This is a genomic window from Embleya hyalina (genome assembly GCF_003967355.1).
Lineage (GTDB): Bacteria > Actinomycetota > Actinomycetes > Streptomycetales > Streptomycetaceae > Embleya > Embleya hyalina.
In genome coordinates this window covers 49,755-65,366 of the sequence record NZ_BIFH01000020.1, presented here as the reverse complement: position 1 = coordinate 65,366, position 15,612 = coordinate 49,755, and the positions used below count along the sequence as shown (strand labels likewise).

The 15,612-nt window shown below is 72.7% G+C and carries 14 protein-coding genes and 1 riboswitch; of the genes, 5 read left to right on the top strand and 9 right to left on the bottom strand.

Annotated features, from left to right (window positions below; genetic code table 11):
* Positions 1-19 precede the first annotated feature (19 nt).
* The 3 genes from EMA17_RS19370 to EMA17_RS19360 all read right to left on the bottom strand — a co-directional run bounded on the left by EMA17_RS19370 (position 20) and on the right by EMA17_RS19360 (position 4,621).
* Positions 20-1,378, bottom strand: coding sequence for a hypothetical protein (locus tag EMA17_RS19370; RefSeq protein ID WP_126638327.1), 1,359 nt, complete (start codon positions 1,376-1,378; stop codon positions 20-22).
* A gap of 151 nt (positions 1,379-1,529) precedes the next feature.
* Positions 1,530-2,423 (bottom strand): phosphotransferase family protein, encoded by an 894-nt coding sequence (locus EMA17_RS19365; RefSeq protein ID WP_126638326.1) that lies wholly within the window; start codon positions 2,421-2,423, stop codon positions 1,530-1,532.
* A 332-nt stretch (positions 2,424-2,755) separates the two neighbouring features.
* Complete coding sequence (locus EMA17_RS19360; protein ID WP_126638325.1) at positions 2,756-4,621, bottom strand: anthranilate synthase family protein; 1,866 nt, start codon at positions 4,619-4,621, stop codon at positions 2,756-2,758.
* 381 nt (positions 4,622-5,002) lie between these two features.
* Between EMA17_RS19360 and EMA17_RS19355 the strand changes: the two genes are divergently transcribed.
* Together EMA17_RS19355 and EMA17_RS19350 are read left to right on the top strand one after the other, a co-directional pair.
* A complete protein-coding gene (locus tag EMA17_RS19355; RefSeq protein ID WP_078977563.1) occupies positions 5,003-6,337 on the top strand; it encodes a class II 3-deoxy-7-phosphoheptulonate synthase in 1,335 nt (444 codons plus the stop codon).
* An 80-nt stretch (positions 6,338-6,417) separates the two neighbouring features.
* Complete coding sequence (locus EMA17_RS19350; protein WP_126638324.1) at positions 6,418-7,443, top strand: threonine aldolase family protein; 1,026 nt, start codon at positions 6,418-6,420, stop codon at positions 7,441-7,443.
* Here the strand turns inward: EMA17_RS19350 and EMA17_RS19345 are convergent, their stop codons facing one another.
* Complete coding sequence (locus EMA17_RS19345) at positions 7,444-7,770, bottom strand: (2Fe-2S)-binding protein (RefSeq protein ID WP_246126767.1); 327 nt, start codon at positions 7,768-7,770, stop codon at positions 7,444-7,446.
* Between the two features lie 111 nt (positions 7,771-7,881).
* Entirely contained in the window at positions 7,882-8,364 is a 483-nt protein-coding gene (gene bfr / locus EMA17_RS19340; protein WP_126638323.1) for a bacterioferritin, read from the bottom strand.
* Between the two features lie 272 nt (positions 8,365-8,636).
* Between bfr and EMA17_RS19335 the strand changes: the two genes are divergently transcribed.
* Positions 8,637-9,281, top strand: a complete 645-nt coding sequence (locus EMA17_RS19335) for a sulfite oxidase-like oxidoreductase (RefSeq protein ID WP_126638322.1) — start codon at positions 8,637-8,639, stop codon at positions 9,279-9,281.
* Between the two features lie 168 nt (positions 9,282-9,449).
* Here the strand turns inward: EMA17_RS19335 and pknB are convergent, their stop codons facing one another.
* The 4 genes from pknB to thiO all read right to left on the bottom strand — a co-directional run bounded on the left by pknB (position 9,450) and on the right by thiO (position 13,789).
* Positions 9,450-11,483, bottom strand: coding sequence for a Stk1 family PASTA domain-containing Ser/Thr kinase (gene pknB, locus EMA17_RS19330; protein WP_160161467.1), 2,034 nt, complete (start codon positions 11,481-11,483; stop codon positions 9,450-9,452).
* A 79-nt stretch (positions 11,484-11,562) separates the two neighbouring features.
* A complete protein-coding gene (locus tag EMA17_RS19325; RefSeq protein ID WP_126638320.1) occupies positions 11,563-12,375 on the bottom strand; it encodes a thiazole synthase in 813 nt (270 codons plus the stop codon).
* Between the two features lie 5 nt (positions 12,376-12,380).
* Positions 12,381-12,608, bottom strand: a complete 228-nt coding sequence (gene thiS, locus EMA17_RS19320) for a sulfur carrier protein ThiS (protein ID WP_078977569.1) — start codon at positions 12,606-12,608, stop codon at positions 12,381-12,383.
* Positions 12,605-13,789: a glycine oxidase ThiO gene (gene thiO / locus EMA17_RS19315; RefSeq protein WP_126638319.1), complete on the bottom strand. Its 1,185-nt coding sequence runs from the start codon at positions 13,787-13,789 to the stop codon at positions 12,605-12,607. The genes thiS and thiO overlap by 4 nt, the downstream gene beginning before the upstream one ends.
* Positions 13,785-13,896, bottom strand: a riboswitch (TPP riboswitch). (Overlaps the previous gene by 5 nt.)
* Positions 13,897-14,012: 116 nt before the next feature.
* Between thiO and EMA17_RS19310 the strand changes: the two genes are divergently transcribed.
* Both EMA17_RS19310 and EMA17_RS19305 read left to right on the top strand, forming a co-directional pair.
* Positions 14,013-15,197, top strand: a complete 1,185-nt coding sequence (locus EMA17_RS19310) for an NAD(P)/FAD-dependent oxidoreductase (RefSeq protein ID WP_126638318.1) — start codon at positions 14,013-14,015, stop codon at positions 15,195-15,197.
* A gap of 46 nt (positions 15,198-15,243) precedes the next feature.
* On the top strand, positions 15,244-15,609 hold the full coding sequence (locus EMA17_RS19305) for an Rv2175c family DNA-binding protein (RefSeq protein WP_126638317.1): 366 nt from the start codon (positions 15,244-15,246) through the stop codon (positions 15,607-15,609).
* Positions 15,610-15,612 lie beyond the last annotated feature (3 nt).

Sequence of the window (15,612 nt, the reverse complement as noted above, 5' to 3'; positions counted from 1 at the left end):
GGCGCGCCGGGGTCGGGCGTCAGGCGTCGGGTCCGAGCGGGGTCCCGGCGCCCTGCCGACGGTTCTTGCGGGCGAAGTGCACGATGGTGCCGCCGAGGACCGCCAGGGTGACCCAGATCGCGACGGTGGCGAAGGTGAACGTGTCGTCGTGGTCCTCCCTGCGCTGCCCGGCGGCCGAGTCCGGGGCGGTCGGCGGCAGTTCGGGCCGCAGCGTGGGCGCGCGCGTCGGCCCGCCGGGGTTGGGCACGTGGAGCACCTGGTAGTCGCTGCGCGAGGAGAGGTCGGGGCCCACCCCGTTCGGGGCCGCGCCCCCGGCGAGTACGGCGAGGTCGCCGCCCGCGACCGGTGAGCCGTCCGGGATCGACACCCGGAGCGAGATGGTCGCGAACTCGCCGGGCGGCAGCTGCCGTTGGCCGTCCCACGGCTTGGGCGTCAGGACACCGGCGAGGTGCGCGTCGCGGCCGTTGGCGGGGTCGGTGAGTACTCGGAGCGACACCGGACTCCAGCCCCGGTCGTAGGAGTCGTACACCTCGACCACCAACTGCCGCGGGGTGATCGGGGACTGGCCGGTGGTGAACACCACCTCCGGACGCACGCCGGGGATGATCCGGCCGGTGTCGTTGGTGAACGTGACCTTGAACTCGGCCGCGCCGCCGCCCGCCTGGAGTCGACCGGGGACGCCGACGAGATTGAACGTCGGACCGTCGCCGCGCCGCGCCGTGGGGAACATCCTCGCGACACCGCCGGACCGGTCCGGGCCCGCGTTCGGCACGGACGGCGGGCGGGTCTCGTCCGGGGACGGGGGGCGCGTGGGCGCGCCGCCGTCCGGCCCGAGCAGCGCGGCGTCGATCGCGAAGCCCCTGGTGAAGCGCGGCTCGTCGCCGGTGTTCGGGGAGTGGCTTCGGCCGCCCATGGAGACCTGGACGAACTGCGTCGGAACGTTCGCCGCGATCGTGAATCGCAGTCGGAAGTCGACCGTCGCGCCGGGTGCGAGCCGACCCGAGGTCTCGGTGATCGCGGCCGCGCCGGGGAACGGCAGCGCCGTCGAGCCGAGCGTGCCCAGGGGCCTGAGCACCCAGGTGCCGCCGACCGGGTCGAGGACTTCCAGGCGCACCTGCTCCGGGGCGATCCCCCGATCCCCGCCGATCGACACCTCGGGCTCCAGGAGCAGCGGGGCCGGACCGGCGTTGCGCATCGTCGCGGTGAGCTCGACGGGAACGGCCGGCCGGATCCGGTCCGGTACCCCGGTCAGTTCGACCTGCTCGTCGCCCGGCGGCACCTCCGCCGCCGGGGAAGTGGGGACCGGGGCCGCGACGGCCGTGGGCGACCCGAGCAGCACGAGGAACGCCGTCGAGGCGAGACAACGACGCAGACGCATGCGGAGTACCCGTCGTAGGAAGGAGCCCGTTCGACCGAATGTGCGAACGGCCGGAGCCTACCGGGCGGTACACCGTGGGCCCCAGGGGATATTCGGGCAGCCCGGCGGGCGGCTTCGCGGGCGGCCCGTGCGAAACCTCGGGGGGCGAGGGTCAGTCCAGTGTCGAGCGGCGGCGCGAACCGACGGGGCGGGTGGGGCAGGCGCGGCGGTGGGTTCGGGCGGCGCGGGCCTCGGCCAGGGCGGTCAGGCGGGCGTTCCAGGGTGCGGCGTCGGCGGCGCCGATGCCGCGCGAGCACTGGTTGGTGGCGGCGAACACGAAGGTCTCCATCGCCTCCCGCGAGACGGTGCGCCAGCACGCGAAGCGGTCCGCCCAGGAGGCCGCCTGTTCGGCGGTGTGGCCCTCGTCCATCAGCCGGCCGGCGACCATGGTGACCTCGATCCAGGCCGGGCCGCGGGCCGGTTGCGCCCAGTCGACCAGGTAGGCGCGCGGCCCCCGGCCGCCGATCAGCACGTTGTGCGGGTGCAGATCGGTGTGCAACAGGCTTTCCCCACGCAGCAGTTCGAGCTGACGGTGGGTCAACAGCGAACGCCAGCGCTCCTCGATCCGCGGCAGCGGCAGGTCTCGTACGGCGACCCGGCCGAGTCGGCGCAGCGCGTCGGCGACCAGCGGCAGATCGGCGGTGCCCGGCGCGAAGTCGGCGTGCCGGCCGGTGATGTGGTCGAAGCCGAGCAACACCCAGTCGTCCAGCCGCACCTCCCAGCGCAGCCGGGGCGCGACGGTGTGCACGTGCGGCGCGAGCCGGACCTCGACCCGCTGCTGGCGGGCGGCCGGATGATCGCGCGGAACACCCTTGACGAAGAAGCGTGATCGTTCGGTGGTCACCGTGGCGGCGAACTCGCAGTTGAATCCGGCCCACACCGTGGCGACCCCCAGCACGCGCCCCGCACACCGTTCGACCGCGGCGCGCGCGTCGGTGGGCAGTGCGTCCCACGGAGTGCGCGGCGCCGTATGGAAGTTCGGCGGCGGGGGCGGCGAATCAGCCATCTGCGTCCGGTGGCGAGGGGGGCAGCGGGCGCGGTCCGCCGAAGGTGACTCCACACTTGCGACAGCGCTTGCGACCGCTCCAGTCGACGGGGTCGTGCGGCGGACAATCGGAGCCCACGGGAACCCCCTCCACTGGGATCGGCCAACGAACGGGGTCGAGCATCCTCCGTCGTACCGCGGCGAGCAACGCGATTATGGTCGCACGCCGGTGCGACGCCGGATGCGCTCCCGGCGGATCCGCGCCCCCGCGGGCGACCCGGCGCGGCCGCGCCGCGCCGGGCGCGGACCGGGTGCCCACCCGGCCCGCGCCCGCCGGCGCCCACCCGCGGCGCTCACAACCCGGCGAGCAGCTCCCGCACGATGGCCAGGCCGTTGTGGGTGAGTACCGACTCGGGGTGGAACTGCACGCCCGCCAGCCGCATCCGGCTCGACCGCAACGCGTGCACCCGGCCGCTGAACGGGTCGGCGGCGAACTCCACGTTGGGCACCCCGGCGGTCGGCCGCAGCGCGGTGAACGCGTTGTAGAAGCCGACCCGTTCCGGCCGGCCGAACAGGTCGATGGTCTCCTGCTTGCCCTGGTACGGCCGCTCTTCGCGGATCAGTTCCAGGCCCAGCTCGTGGGACAACAACTGGTGTCCCAGGCAGACCGCGAGCAGCGGGCCGCCCGCGTCGAGCCGGGTCCGCAACAACGCGCCCATCAGTCGGATCTTGCGGTGCGCGGTGTCGCGGGGGTCGCCCGGTCCGGGGCCGAGCACCACCAGGTCGGCGGTGCGCACCCGCCGCGAGGTGACGTCGTCGTGCGACCTGACCTCGACCCGCAGGCCCAGCGTGCGCAACACGTGCGCGAGCATCGCGGTGAAGGTGTCCTCGCCGTCCACCACCAGAACATGCCGCCCCGCCAGCTCCGGCGCGCGCAGCGCGTGCCCGTCCCGCGGCCGCAGCCAGAACGGGGCGAGCGCGGCATTACGCTCCGCCAGTACCGCTAGCACGTCGGGATCGGCCGCGAGCGTCGTGTTCCCGGCGGCCCCGGCGGCCGGCACCACGCCGAGCGCGGCCAGCACCCCGGCCGCCTTTGCGTGCGTCTCGGCCACCTCGTGCTCGGGGGTGGAGTGCCGGACCAGGGTCGCGCCCGCGGGCACCCGCAGGCCGCCGTCGGGGGTGATGTACGCGGTCCGGATCAGGATCGGCGCGTCCAGCGTGCGTCGCCCCTCCCCGTCGCGCCCGATCAGCGCGAGCACCCCCGAGTAGTAGCCGCGCCCGGTCGGCTCGTGCCGGCGGATCACGCGGCACGCGTTCTCCAGCGGGCTGCCGGTCACCGTGGGCGCGAACATGGTGCCGCGCAGCACGGTGCCCACGTCTTGCGAGGTCACCCCGCGCAGCAGGTATTCGGTGTGCGTGAGGTGGCCCATCGGCTTGAGGAAGGGGCCCTCCACCGCGCCGCCGAGGTCGCACACCTCGCTCATCATCTTCAGTTCCTCGTCGACGACCATGAACAGCTCGTCGATCTCCTTCGGATCGCGCAGGAAGGCCAGCAACCCCTCGCGCGAGGGACCCTCGGCGGGATGCCGATAGGTTCCGCTGATCGGATTCATCACCACCTCGCCGCCGATCGAGCTCACGTGCCGCTCGGGGCTGGCGCCGACCAGGGTCAGCTCGCCGGTGTGGATCAGGTAGGTCCAGTACGCGCCGCTCTCCCGGGTCAGCAGCCGGTGCAGCAGGGTGCCCGCCGAGGCGGGCGTGTAGTCCTCGATGTGGTCGCGGTAGTCGCGCCGGATGACGAAGTTGGCGCCCTCGCCCCGGCCGATCTCCTCCTCGATCACCCGCTTGACGATCACGGCGTAGCTCTCGTCGTCCACGTCGAAGCCGCCGCCGCGCAGCGCGACCGGCACCTGCGGCAGCGCGGCCAGCACCTCGGCCAGGGGCAGCTCGTGCTGCTCGGTGACCCGCAGGCAGCGCAGCGGCGTGCCGTCCTCGCGGTACTCGAACCCGCGCTCGCGGATCTGCCCGTACGGCACCAGGGCGAGCAGTTCGTGCCCGGGCCCGTCGCCGGCGGCCGGCAGCGGCAGCGCGTCGAGGCCGGGCGCGTCGACGATCTCGCCGGTCAGGAGTTCGACCACGGGCGAGTGCTCGCGCCGGATCAGCGCGAACGGCGGCGGGGCGGCGGAGAACAGCGGGGACAGGGCGTCGGCGGTGCGCATGGGTGCTCCTCGGTCGGAAGAGACGCCCTCCCGACCGGGCGATCCGCCGGTTGTCCGTCCGGTCCGGGCGGGTGCGCCGCCGGGTCCGGGACAAACAAAGGGCCGCCCTGCCGGGCGGCCGTCGGATCGTGGGGTGATCGCGAATTCAGTGGGCCGCCGCAGGGACGGGCCACCAGGAGTGTCGATGGAAACTGATCGCGATCACGCCCGGAATCCTATCCCCTCGACCGCGCGGGGTCACCGCTTTCCGGCGGGGTTCGCCGGATCCCGGGGGTTTCGCGCCGCGCTCGCCGGGCGTCGGTGGAGCCGGCACCCGTGTTCCGCGTCTCGCTCTCCGGGCGCCGGCCTCAATCGGGTTGCCACTCCGCTTAGTCTTGAGCGGTGACCCTGAACGACATCGAATCCTGGCGAACCCTCCCGGCGGCGCAACAGCCCGAGTGGCCGGACAACGAGGCCCTGGGCTCCGCCCTCGCGGACCTCCGTTCCTATCCGCCGCTCGTCTTCGCCGGCGAGTGCGACCAGCTTCGTGGTCGGCTCGCGTCGGTGGCCAAGGGCGAAGCGTTCCTGCTCCAGGGCGGCGACTGCGCCGAGACCTTCGTCGGCAACACCGCCGACGCGATCAAGAACAAGCTCAAGACGCTGCTGCAGATGGCCGTCGTGCTGACCTACGCGGCCTCGGTGCCGGTGGTCAAGGTCGGCCGGATGGCCGGGCAGTACTCCAAGCCGCGCTCCAGCGGCACCGAGACCCGCGACGGGGTGACCCTGCCGTCCTACCGGGGCGACGCGGTCAACGAGCTGGCCTTCACCGAGGCCGCCCGGATGCCGGACCCCGAGCGGCTCAAGCGCATGTACCACTCGTCCTCGGCGACGCTGAACCTGGTGCGCGCGTTCACCACGGGCGGCTACGCCGACCTGCGCCAGGTGCACGCCTGGAACCAGGACTTCGTCGCGCTCTCCCCCTCCGGCGAGCGCTACGAGCGGCTCGCGGCCGAGATCGACGGCGCGATGCGCTTCATGCACGCGTGCGGGACCGACCCCGAGGAATTCCGCACCGTGGAGTTCTACGCCAGCCACGAGGCGCTGATCCTGGACTACGAGGACGCGCTGACCCGGGTCGACTCGCGCACCGGCGACCTGTACGACGTGTCCGGCCACATGGTGTGGATCGGCGAGCGCACCCGGCAGCTCGACGGCGCGCACATCGAGTTCGCCTCCCGGATCCGCAACCCGATCGGCGTCAAGCTCGGCCCGACCACCTCTCCCGAGGACGCGCTCGCGCTGATCGACAAGCTCGACCCGAACCGCGACCCGGGCCGACTGACCTTCATCGTCCGCATGGGCGCCGGCAAGGTCCGGGACAACCTCCCGGCCCTGGTGGAGAAGGTGGCCGCGGCCGGCGCGCAGCCGGTGTGGGTGTCCGACCCGATGCACGGCAACACGTTCGAGGCGTCCAGCGGGCACAAGACCCGCCGCTTCGACGACGTCCTCGACGAGGTCAAGGGCTTCTTCGAGGTGCACCGCGCGCTCGGCACGCACCCGGGCGGCATCCACGTCGAGCTGACCGGCGACGACGTCACGGAGTGCGTGGGCGGCGGTGACGAGATCTTCGTCGACGACCTGCACCAGCGCTACGAGACCGCGTGCGACCCCCGGCTGAACCGCAGCCAGTCGCTCGACCTGGCCTTCCTGGTCGCGGAGATGTACCGCAAGAGCTGATCCGGCCCGACCGACGCGCCCCGAGGGCGGACCCTCCCACCGGAGGATCCGCCCTCGGCGGCGTCTGTAATGCTGCCGCCATGACCTTCATCGACCTGCGCAGCGATACCGTCACCAAGCCCGGCCCCGCGATGCGCGCGGCGATGGCCGCCGCCGAGGTGGGCGACGACGTCTACGCCGAGGACCCGACCGTCCGGGACCTGGAGGAGTACGTCGCCGACCTGTTCGGGCAGCCGTTCGCGCTGTTCACGCCGACCGGCGTGATGGCCAACCAGCTGGCCGTGCGGCTGACCGTCCCGGCGGGCGGCGAGCTGGTCCTGGACGCCGACGCGCACATCGTCGCGCACGAGGACGGCGCGGCGGCGGCGCAGGGCGGCGTCCAGACCCGGACCACGCTCAGCCCGCGCGGCCTGCTCGACCCGGCCGACCTGGCCCGGTTGATCCGGGTCGGGAACCCGTACACGGTGGGCACCGACCTGGTCGCCGTCGAGCAGACGCACAACCGGGGCGGCGGCTCGGTGTACCCGCTGGAGCGGCTGACCGCGATCCGCGAGCTGGTGAGCGGATACGGGCTGCCGCTGCACTGCGACGGCGCGCGGATCTGGAACGCGCACGTGGCCACCGGAACCCCGCTGCGCACCTATGGGGCGCTGTTCGACTCGCTCGGCGTGTGCCTGTCCAAGGGGCTCGGCGCACCGGCCGGGTCGGTGCTGATGATGCCCGCCGAGTACGAGGCCGAGGCGCGGCGGATGCGGCACCGGATGGGCGGCGGCATGCGCCAGGCGGGCATCCTCGCGGCGGGCGGACGGTACGCCCTGGAGCACCACGTCGAGCGGTTGGCCGAGGACCACGAGCACGCGCGGGAGCTGGCCGTGCTGCTGCGCGACGCGGGCTTCGCGGTGGTCGACCCGGAGACCAACATCGTGCTGGTCGAGCTGGGGGAGCGGCAGCCGGACGCGGCCGCGGTCGCCGAGCGCTGCCGGGCGGAGGGGGTGCTGGTGTCGGCGTTCGGGCCGAGGTTGGTGCGCCTGGTCACGCACATGGACGTGGACGCGGCCGGTTGCGCGCGGGCCGCGAGCGCGATCGCGCAGGCGGCGAAGGGCTGATCAGGCGGCGGAGTGCCGGCGCAGCGGGACCACGTTGTCGGGCAGGGCCGCGGCGACGACGGTCGGCATCGGCAGCGCGACGGGCTCGACGGTCGGGGCGGTGCCCTCGCAGGCGGTCGCGCAGGTGTCCGCCTCGCCGCACGACTCGCGCCGCCGGCGTCGGGACTCGTCGCGGGGCAACATCGCGGTGATGCTCTTGACGCACCGGCCGCAGTCGGTGCCCGCGCCGCCGCAGGACTGGGCGATTTCGCGCATGGTGCGGGCGCCGTCGGCTATCCGGTCGTTGACCTGACGGTCGGTGACGCCGAAGCACATGCAGACATACACGGAGATTTCCCCCCAGCGGCGAGGTTACTTAGGTAAGGGTAACCTCAGGGTTCGCCGGGGGGAATACCGGGTGATCGGTGACACAAGCCCCGATCGATCGTGTGCTTTCGGTCAGCTCTCGTTCGGCTGCTTGAGCAGGCCCGCGATGTAGAGCTGCTCGCCCACCTCGGAGAGCAGGCCGAGCTGCGTCTCCAGGTAGTCGACGTGCTCTTCCTCGTCGGCCAGGATCTCCTCGAAGATGTTGGCCGACGTCACGTCGCCCTTCTCGCGCATCAGCGGGATCCCGCGCCGCAGCCGCTCCACGGCCTCCATCTCCACCGCCAGGTCGGCGCGGAACATCTCCTCCAGGTTCTGGCCGATGCGCAGCGCGTTCAGGCGCTGGTAGTTCGGCAGGCCCTCCAGCATCAGGATGCGGTCGGTGAGCCGTTCGGCGTGCTTCATCTCGTCGATCGACTCGTGGCGGGTCCAGGCCGCGAGCTTGATGTAACCCCGGTGCTCCTGCATCTTCGCGTGCAGGAAGTACTGGTTGATCGCGGTGAGTTCCGCCGTGAGCTGTTCGTTCAGGAGCTCGATGATCTGCGGGTCACTGTGCATCGCGACGCACCTTCCGGTGTGGGACGGGCTGTGAACATGAAAGACGTGGGGGAACCCCGGGCACACATGAGGCGGGAGTTCCTTCGAATCCTGTCACTTTTGGTAGCACTTCCGCCACGAAGGGCAGCCTTGCCTTCCAATGTCGAACATGTCCCGCCGCGCGCCGACCGCCCGCCCGTCCCGGGCGGCGCCGCGAAAACGGGTCGGTCCGCGGCTTCGGCGCCGGCAGGGGCGGTCGATAGTCGGTCGGGGCGTCTGGGACCATGTGAGGTATGGGGCATACGGAAGCGGCACAAGGTGGGACCGAGGCTCCGGACCGCGATCCGCGACTTCCGCCGGGCCAGCGGATCCAGCGCGGCTGGCCCGTTCTGCACTACGGACCCGTCCCGCGGTTCAAGCCCGAGATATGGGACTTCCGCGTCTTCGGCGCGACCGCCTCGGGGGAGAAGCACTGCTGGAACCACGACGAGTTCTCGGCGCTGCCGCACGAGACCGTGGTCGCCGACTTCCACTGTGTGACCAAGTTCAGCATGCTGGGCAACGAGTGGACCGGGCTGACCATAGCCAAGCTGATGGAGATCGCCCCGCCCGCGCCCGAGGTCACCCACGCGATGGTGTGGGCGGAGTACGGCTTCAGCTCGAACCTGCGCATGTTCGACTTCGCGAGCGACCAGACGATCCTGGCCACCCACCACAACGGCGAGCCGCTGACCGCGGAGCACGGCTTCCCGGTCCGGCTGATCGTGCCGCACCTGTACGCCTGGAAGGGCCCCAAGTGGGTGCGCGGGATCGAGTACATGGTCGCCGACAAGCGCGGCTTCTGGGAGGAGCGGGGCTACCACAACATCGGTGACCCGTGGCAGGAGCAGCGCTACTCCTACCAGGAGGAGACCGGCGAGGGCCCCGCGCTGACCTGAGCCGCGCCCGCCCGGACCCACGATGCACGGCACCGGACGCCGCGGAGCCCGACGGGGGTTCGAAGACACGTCCCGGCACACCCGAAGGCCCCGCCCGACGCGAGTCGGAGCGGGGCCTTCGTACGGGTCGTCCCGCCGGACCCGAGGGCCCGGCGGGACGGGGCGCGACTAGAAGTTCGAGATGAAGACCTCGCTGTTGCGCTTGACCATCGAGCCGGCCGCCGGATCCTGCTTGCCGACGTTGGCCGGGATCAGCGGGATCATCCGGTTGTTGACCCGCAACCCCGCGGCCTGGAGGGTGCGACCCGCGTCGTCGGGGCTCATCCCCGTCACCGGCGGTACCTGGACCAGGTCCGGCCCCTTGGACAGCACCACCACGATCTTCGTCCCGTACTGCACGTTGGCGTTGACGCCCGGCACGAACGACATGATCCGACCCTGCGGCACGGTGTCCGAGAACTGCGCGGTCGGGTCCGCCTCGACGGTGACCCCGCTCGTGGGCTGGAACCGGGCCTTGGCCTCGTCCAGGCTCAGCCCGGTCAGGTCCGGCACCTGGGTGTCGGGGCCCCGGCTGACCGTCAGGGCGACCACGCTGTCCCGCTGCAACTGCTCGCCGGCGGCCGGCGTGCTGCCCACCACCGTGCCCGGCGGCTTGGGGCTGGCCACCTTGGTCTCGGTGCCCGGCTTGAGGGCCGCGTCGGCGAGCGCCTTCTTCGCGTCCTCCAGCTTCAGGTTCGCCAGCGCCGGCACCACGTGCCGCTCCGGGCCCTTGGACAGCTTGACCTTGACGGTCGATCCGCTCGACACGTTCTTGCCGGGGGCCGGGTCGGTGGAGATCACCGAGTCCTTGGCGACGATCTCGTTGAACTCCCCGTCGCCGATGTACTCCACCTTGAGGCCGGCGTTCTTGATGCGCTTCTCCGCGTCGGCCCGGGTCATGTTCAGCACCCCGGGTACGTCGGCGTAGCGGCCCGAGCCGTACCACCACGCGCCGCCGCCGATCGCGGCCGCCACGAGCAGCACGATCGCCAGCACGAGCACGCCCCGCGACGGCCCGCGCCGGCGCCGTCGGCCGGGCAGCGCCGGCTGGTTGGGATACCCGCCGCCGGGGGCCTGGGCCGGCACCCCCGGGGCGGCGGCCGGCGCGTAGACCTGCTGCTCCTCGGAGTAGGGCTCCCCGTAGCCGCCGTAGCGCGCCTGCTCGTCGTCCATCGAGTCGACGCTCAACCCGAGCGGCGCCAGATGCGGCGGCAGCATCACCTCGCCCGCCCGGAACACGCTGGTGGCGTTGTCGTTGATCGGCTCGGGCGGCGGCGGCAGGCGCAGCGCCGCGCCGAAGTCCAACTCCGCGTCGGGCATCGCGTGCCGGGTCCGGCGCACCAGACCGAGCAGCTCCTCCGCGTCGCCCGGCCGCTGCTCCGGATCGCGCACGGTGGCCGCGCGGACCAGCGTGTCCAGCGTGGTGGACAGGCCCGGCACCGCGTGCGAGGGCGGCGGCACGTCGGCGTGCACGTGCTTGTAGATGACCTCGACCGCGGTCGCGCCGTGGTGCGGTTGACGGCCGGTCAGCATCTCGTAGAGCACCACGCCCGCCGCGTACACGTCGGAGCGCGGGGTGGACTCGCCGCGTTCGACCTGCTCGGGCGCGAGGTAGGCGACCGTGCCGACCAGGACCTTGCCGGTCGCCGCGGTCGCGGTCGTGGTGGTCGCGCGGGCCAGGCCGAAGTCGCCGAGCTTGATCCCGCCGTCGTCGGAGATCAGGACGTTCTCCGGCTTGACGTCGCGGTGCACGAAGCCCGCCCGGTGTGCGGCGGACAGCGCGGCGAGCATCGGCTCCAGCACCCCGAACGCCTCGCGCGGGGTCATGTTGCCCAGGTCCTGCAGCAGTTCGCGCAGCGTGCGGCCCTCGACGTATTCCATCGCGAGATAGGCGACGGTGCCGTCGGTGCCCTGGTCGAAGACGTTGACCACGTTGGGATGCGACAGCCGCGCGGCGGCCTTCGCCTCCAGGATGAAGCGGCGGGTGGACTCGGGGTCCTGGGCGAGCCCGGCGTGCATCACCTTGAGGGCGACGACGCGATCGAGTCGAGTGTCGAGCGCCCGGTACACCGTGGCCATGCCACCTGCGGCAACTCGGGCATCGACCCGGTATCGACCGTCGAGCAGCCGCCCGACGAGCGGATCATTCAAGGTCGTGTCCATGTTCAGGAGTGTAGGGTCCACTGCCTCGTGGACGCCGACGGTCTTCCCCATGGTTCCCCCGTCGCCGGGCCGACGCGGTTCACGGGGCCGGTACGGCTCGGAAGGCGGGATGTTCGGGGCTTGCGTCCAGCATGCCGGCCGTGGGTGACGACGCGTGCGCGTGGTGGCGCATCGGAATGCGCCCGGCGCGGTGGGCGAGCCGGCCGGCCTCCACCGCGTGCCGCATCGCCTCGGCCATCAGCAGCGGCGACTGTGCCCGGGTGACCGCGGTCGCCAACATCACCGCGTCGCAGCCCAACTCCATCGCGAGCGCCGCGTCGGACGCGGTGCCCAGACCCGCGTCGAGCACCACCGGGACGCCGGCCTGCTCGGTGATCAGCCGGATGTTGTGCGGATTGCGGATGCCCAGACCCGAGCCGATCGGCGAACCCAGCGGCATCACCGCCACACAGCCCACCTGTTCGAGCCGGCGCGCGAGCACCGGGTCGTCGTTGGTGTACGCCAGGACCCGGAACCCGTCGTCGACCAGCCGCTCGGCGGCGTCCACCAACTCGACCCCGTCCGGCAGCAACGTACGCTCGTCGGCCACGACTTCGAGCTTGACCCAGTCGGTCTCCAGCGCCTCCCGGGCCAGCCGCGCGGTGAGCACCGCCTCGCCCGAGGTGAAGCACCCGGCGGTGTTCGGCAACACCCGGATGCCGAGGCGGCGCAACACGTCGAGCACCGAGCCCGCCGTGCCCGGGTCCACCCGGCGCATCGCCACCGTGGTGATCTCGGTGCCGGACGCGATCAGCGCCTGCTCCAGCACCTCCAGGCTCGGCGCACCGCCCGTCCCGGTGATCAACCGCGAGGTGAAGGACTCCCCGCCGATCACCAGCGTGTCGTCGGCCATCGTGGTCACCCTCCCTGCACGGCGGTCAGCACCTCGACGCGGCTGCCCGCGTCGAGCACGGTCTCGGCCCACGCGCCGCGTGGCACCACGGCCTCGTCGACCGCGACCGCCACGCCCTTGGCGGCGGTGGTCAGCGTGGCCACCAGGTCGGCCACGGTGGTGCCGGTCGCCACGTCGCGCCGGTCGCCGTTGACGGAGACCTCGATGCTCCCGATGTCGTCGATGTCGGTCATGCCATCACCTTCCGGGCGGCGCTCGTCGTGAAACGGTCGGGCCCGAAGGGCGCGATGAGGTCGGGGGTGGTGCCGTGCGCGAGCACGTCGGCCACGGTGTCGGCGGTGATCGGGGTGAGCAGGATGCCGTGCCGGTGGTGGCCGGTGGCCACCACCAGACCGGCCAGCGCGGAGCGACCCAGGATCGGCGCGTTGTCCGGGCTGCCCGGGCGCAGCCCCGCCAGCGTCTCGACCAGCGGCAACTCGGTCACGCCGGGGACGAGTTCGTGCGCGTCGCGGAGCAGTTCGTAGACCCCGCCCGCGGTGACCTCGGTGTCGAACCCGAGGTCGTGCTCGGTGGCGCCGATCACCAGTTCGCCGCTCACGCGCGGGACCAGGTACATGCTGCCGCCCTTGACCACGCCCCGGATGTTGCGGGACAGCAGCGGGCGCATCGCCGACGGTACGGACAGCCGCAGGATCTCGCCCTTGACCGGACGCACCGGGGGCACCACCTCGGGCGGCAGGCCCGGGATCCGCGCCGAGTGGCACCCGGCGGCGAGCAGCACCTGATCGGCGGTCAGCGCCCGCCCGTCGCGCAGTCGCACACCGTACGCGCGCTCGGCGGCGACCAGGACACGCTCGACGCCCTCGCGCACGATCGTCACGCCCGCCCGCGCGCAGGCCGCGAGCAGCGCCGCCACCAGGGCGCGGTTGTCGATCTGGTGGTCGTCCCCGACGTGCAGGCCGCCGGTGATCGCCGGGGACAACATGGGTTCGAGGCGGCGGCACTCGCGGCTGGTCAGCCGGTCCGAGCGCAGGCCGAGCCGCTCCTGGTAGGCGTGCAGGTCCTTGAGCACCGCCCGGTCGTCCGCGTCCAGCGCGACCGCGATCGTGCCGCACGCGCGGTAACCCGAGGGCAGCCCCGCGGCGTCGGCCAGTTCGGCGGCGAACTCCGGGTAGCGCCGGGCCGATTCGATGCTCAGCCGGAGCAGGCTCTCCTCGCCGTACTGGAGTTCGGAGACGGGCGTGAGCATGCCCGCCGCGGCGTGCGAGGCGCCGGTGCCGGGGGCGGGGTCGACCACGGTGACGGCGAGGCCGTGCCGGGTGCGGGCGCGCCAGGCGATCGACAGCCCGACGACGCCCGCGCCGACGACCACGACGTCGACGCCCGGGGGGCCGGCCGTGCCGGTGTTGGACATGATGAGCAGAACTCCCTTCGCCGGTATGACCCGGATCAGGTTCGGACGGTCGGGGGCTCGCAGCCCCCCTCTCAGCCCGGTCTCACCGGGCTCCCGTGACCTCTCCACACTACGACACGCCCCGGGCGCCATCCGGGGCACCCGAGCGGCGCCCGCCGATCTCCTTGACTGAGTCAAGACCCTGCTCGTCGGCGACCGGGGCGCGCGTCATAGGCTGCCCCGCATGGACAACGTGCTCGTCGTGGGTGCCGGCATGGCCGGCCTGCAAACCGTGGTGGCGCTGCGGGAACAGGGGTACGCCGGACGCGTCACCCTGCTCGGCGCCGAGGCGCACGCGCCGTACGACCGCCCGCCGCTGTCGAAGGAGGTCCTGGCCGGCAAGACCGACGACACCTCCTTCGAGGCGGACTGGGCCGCGCTCGACACCGAGGTGCTGTTCGGCCGCACCGCCACGGGGCTGCGCGAGGGTGTGGTGGACACCGACGCGGGAACGATCGAATACGACCGCCTGGTGATCGCCACCGGATCGCGCGTGCTGCACCTGCCCGGCGCCGCCGAGGTGCCCGGCGTCCACGTGCTGCGCACCATCGACGACGCCCGCGCGCTGCGCGCCGCGCTCGTGCCCGGCGCGCACGTGGTGATCGTCGGCGCCGGCTGGATCGGCGCCGAGGTGGCCACCGCCGCGGTCGCCGCGGGCTGCCCGACCACCGTGGTCGAGGCGCTGCACACCCCGCTCGCCGGACCCTTCCCCGACCCGATCGGCGAGCGCTTCGTGCCCTGGTACGCCGAGGCCGGCGTGGAACTGCTGCTCGGCGCGCGGGTGGATCGCCTGGAGCCGGGCGCGGTACACCTGACCGACGGCCGCCGGCTGCGCGCCGACGCGATCGTGGTCGGCATCGGTGTACGCCCGGCCACCGACTGGCTGGCGGGATCGGCCGTCGCCCGCACCGCGCGGGGCTTCGTCGAGGTGGACGAGCACCTGGCCACCTCGATGCCCGGGGTGCACGCGGTCGGCGACTGCGTCGAGTTCCCATCCGCCCGCTACGGCACCCGGATGCACGTCGAGCACTGGGACAACGCGCTCCAGGCGCCGCGCGTGCTCGTGGCCAACCTGCTCGGCGGCGAGCAGGCCTACGACCCGGTCCCGTACTTCTGGTCCGACCAGTTCGGCCGCATGGTGCAGTACGTCGGCCGGCACGGCGAAGGCGACGAACTGGTGTTCCGCGACGCCGGCGAGGACGGCAAGTGGTCCGCGGGCTGGTTCGCCGGCGACCGGCTCGTGGCGCTGCTCGCGGTGGCCCGTCCGCGCGACCTCGCCCAGGGCCGCAAGCTCGTGCAACTGGGCACCCCGGTGGACCGGGAACGCTTCGCCGACCCGGAGAACCCGCTCAAGTCGACGGTCCGGTGACCGGCGCCGGCGGGCGCGGCCGGCCGCGGAACCTAGACTTGGCCGGATGAGCGAGATCGACCCGAAAACCGAAGCCCTCGTCCCCGCCTGGGTGACCCTCCCCGAGATCGCCGAGATCCTCGGTGTGGACATCCTCAAGGTCCGGCAGCAGCTCAAGGAGCGCAAGTTCCTCGCGGTGCGCCGCGGCGAGCACCGGGCGCTCCAGGTGCCCGCCGACTTCTTCCAGGACGGCAACATCGTCAAGGGCCTCGTCGGCACGCTGACCCTGCTCTCCGACTCGAACTTCTCCGACGAGGAGGCGCTGGAGTGGCTGTTCACCGCCGACGACACGTTGCCGGGCACGCCGGTGCAGGCGCTGCAGGAGAACCGGATGACCGAGGTGCGGCGACGCGCCCAGGCGCTGGCGATCTGAGGC

What these genes read in the sequence shown, in the direction of transcription:
- thiO (WP_126638319.1), bottom strand. Translation starts at nt 13,789, where the DNA reads ATGTCCAACACCGGCACGGCCGGCCCCCCGGGCGTCGACGTCGTGGTC.
- EMA17_RS19350 (WP_126638324.1), top strand. Translation starts at nt 6,418, where the DNA reads ATGACCTTCATCGACCTGCGCAGCGATACCGTCACCAAGCCCGGCCCC.
- EMA17_RS19335 (WP_126638322.1), top strand. Translation starts at nt 8,637, where the DNA reads ATGGGGCATACGGAAGCGGCACAAGGTGGGACCGAGGCTCCGGACCGC.
- EMA17_RS19310 (WP_126638318.1), top strand. Translation starts at nt 14,013, where the DNA reads ATGGACAACGTGCTCGTCGTGGGTGCCGGCATGGCCGGCCTGCAAACC.
- EMA17_RS19360 (WP_126638325.1), bottom strand. Translation starts at nt 4,621, where the DNA reads ATGCGCACCGCCGACGCCCTGTCCCCGCTGTTCTCCGCCGCCCCGCCG.
- EMA17_RS19305 (WP_126638317.1), top strand. Translation starts at nt 15,244, where the DNA reads ATGAGCGAGATCGACCCGAAAACCGAAGCCCTCGTCCCCGCCTGGGTG.
- EMA17_RS19370 (WP_126638327.1), bottom strand. Translation starts at nt 1,378, where the DNA reads ATGCGTCTGCGTCGTTGTCTCGCCTCGACGGCGTTCCTCGTGCTGCTC.
- thiS (WP_078977569.1), bottom strand. Translation starts at nt 12,608, where the DNA reads ATGACCGACATCGACGACATCGGGAGCATCGAGGTCTCCGTCAACGGC.
- EMA17_RS19365 (WP_126638326.1), bottom strand. Translation starts at nt 2,423, where the DNA reads ATGGCTGATTCGCCGCCCCCGCCGCCGAACTTCCATACGGCGCCGCGC.
- EMA17_RS19325 (WP_126638320.1), bottom strand. Translation starts at nt 12,375, where the DNA reads ATGGCCGACGACACGCTGGTGATCGGCGGGGAGTCCTTCACCTCGCGG.
- pknB (WP_160161467.1), bottom strand. Translation starts at nt 11,483, where the DNA reads ATGGACACGACCTTGAATGATCCGCTCGTCGGGCGGCTGCTCGACGGT.
- bfr (WP_126638323.1), bottom strand. Translation starts at nt 8,364, where the DNA reads ATGCACAGTGACCCGCAGATCATCGAGCTCCTGAACGAACAGCTCACG.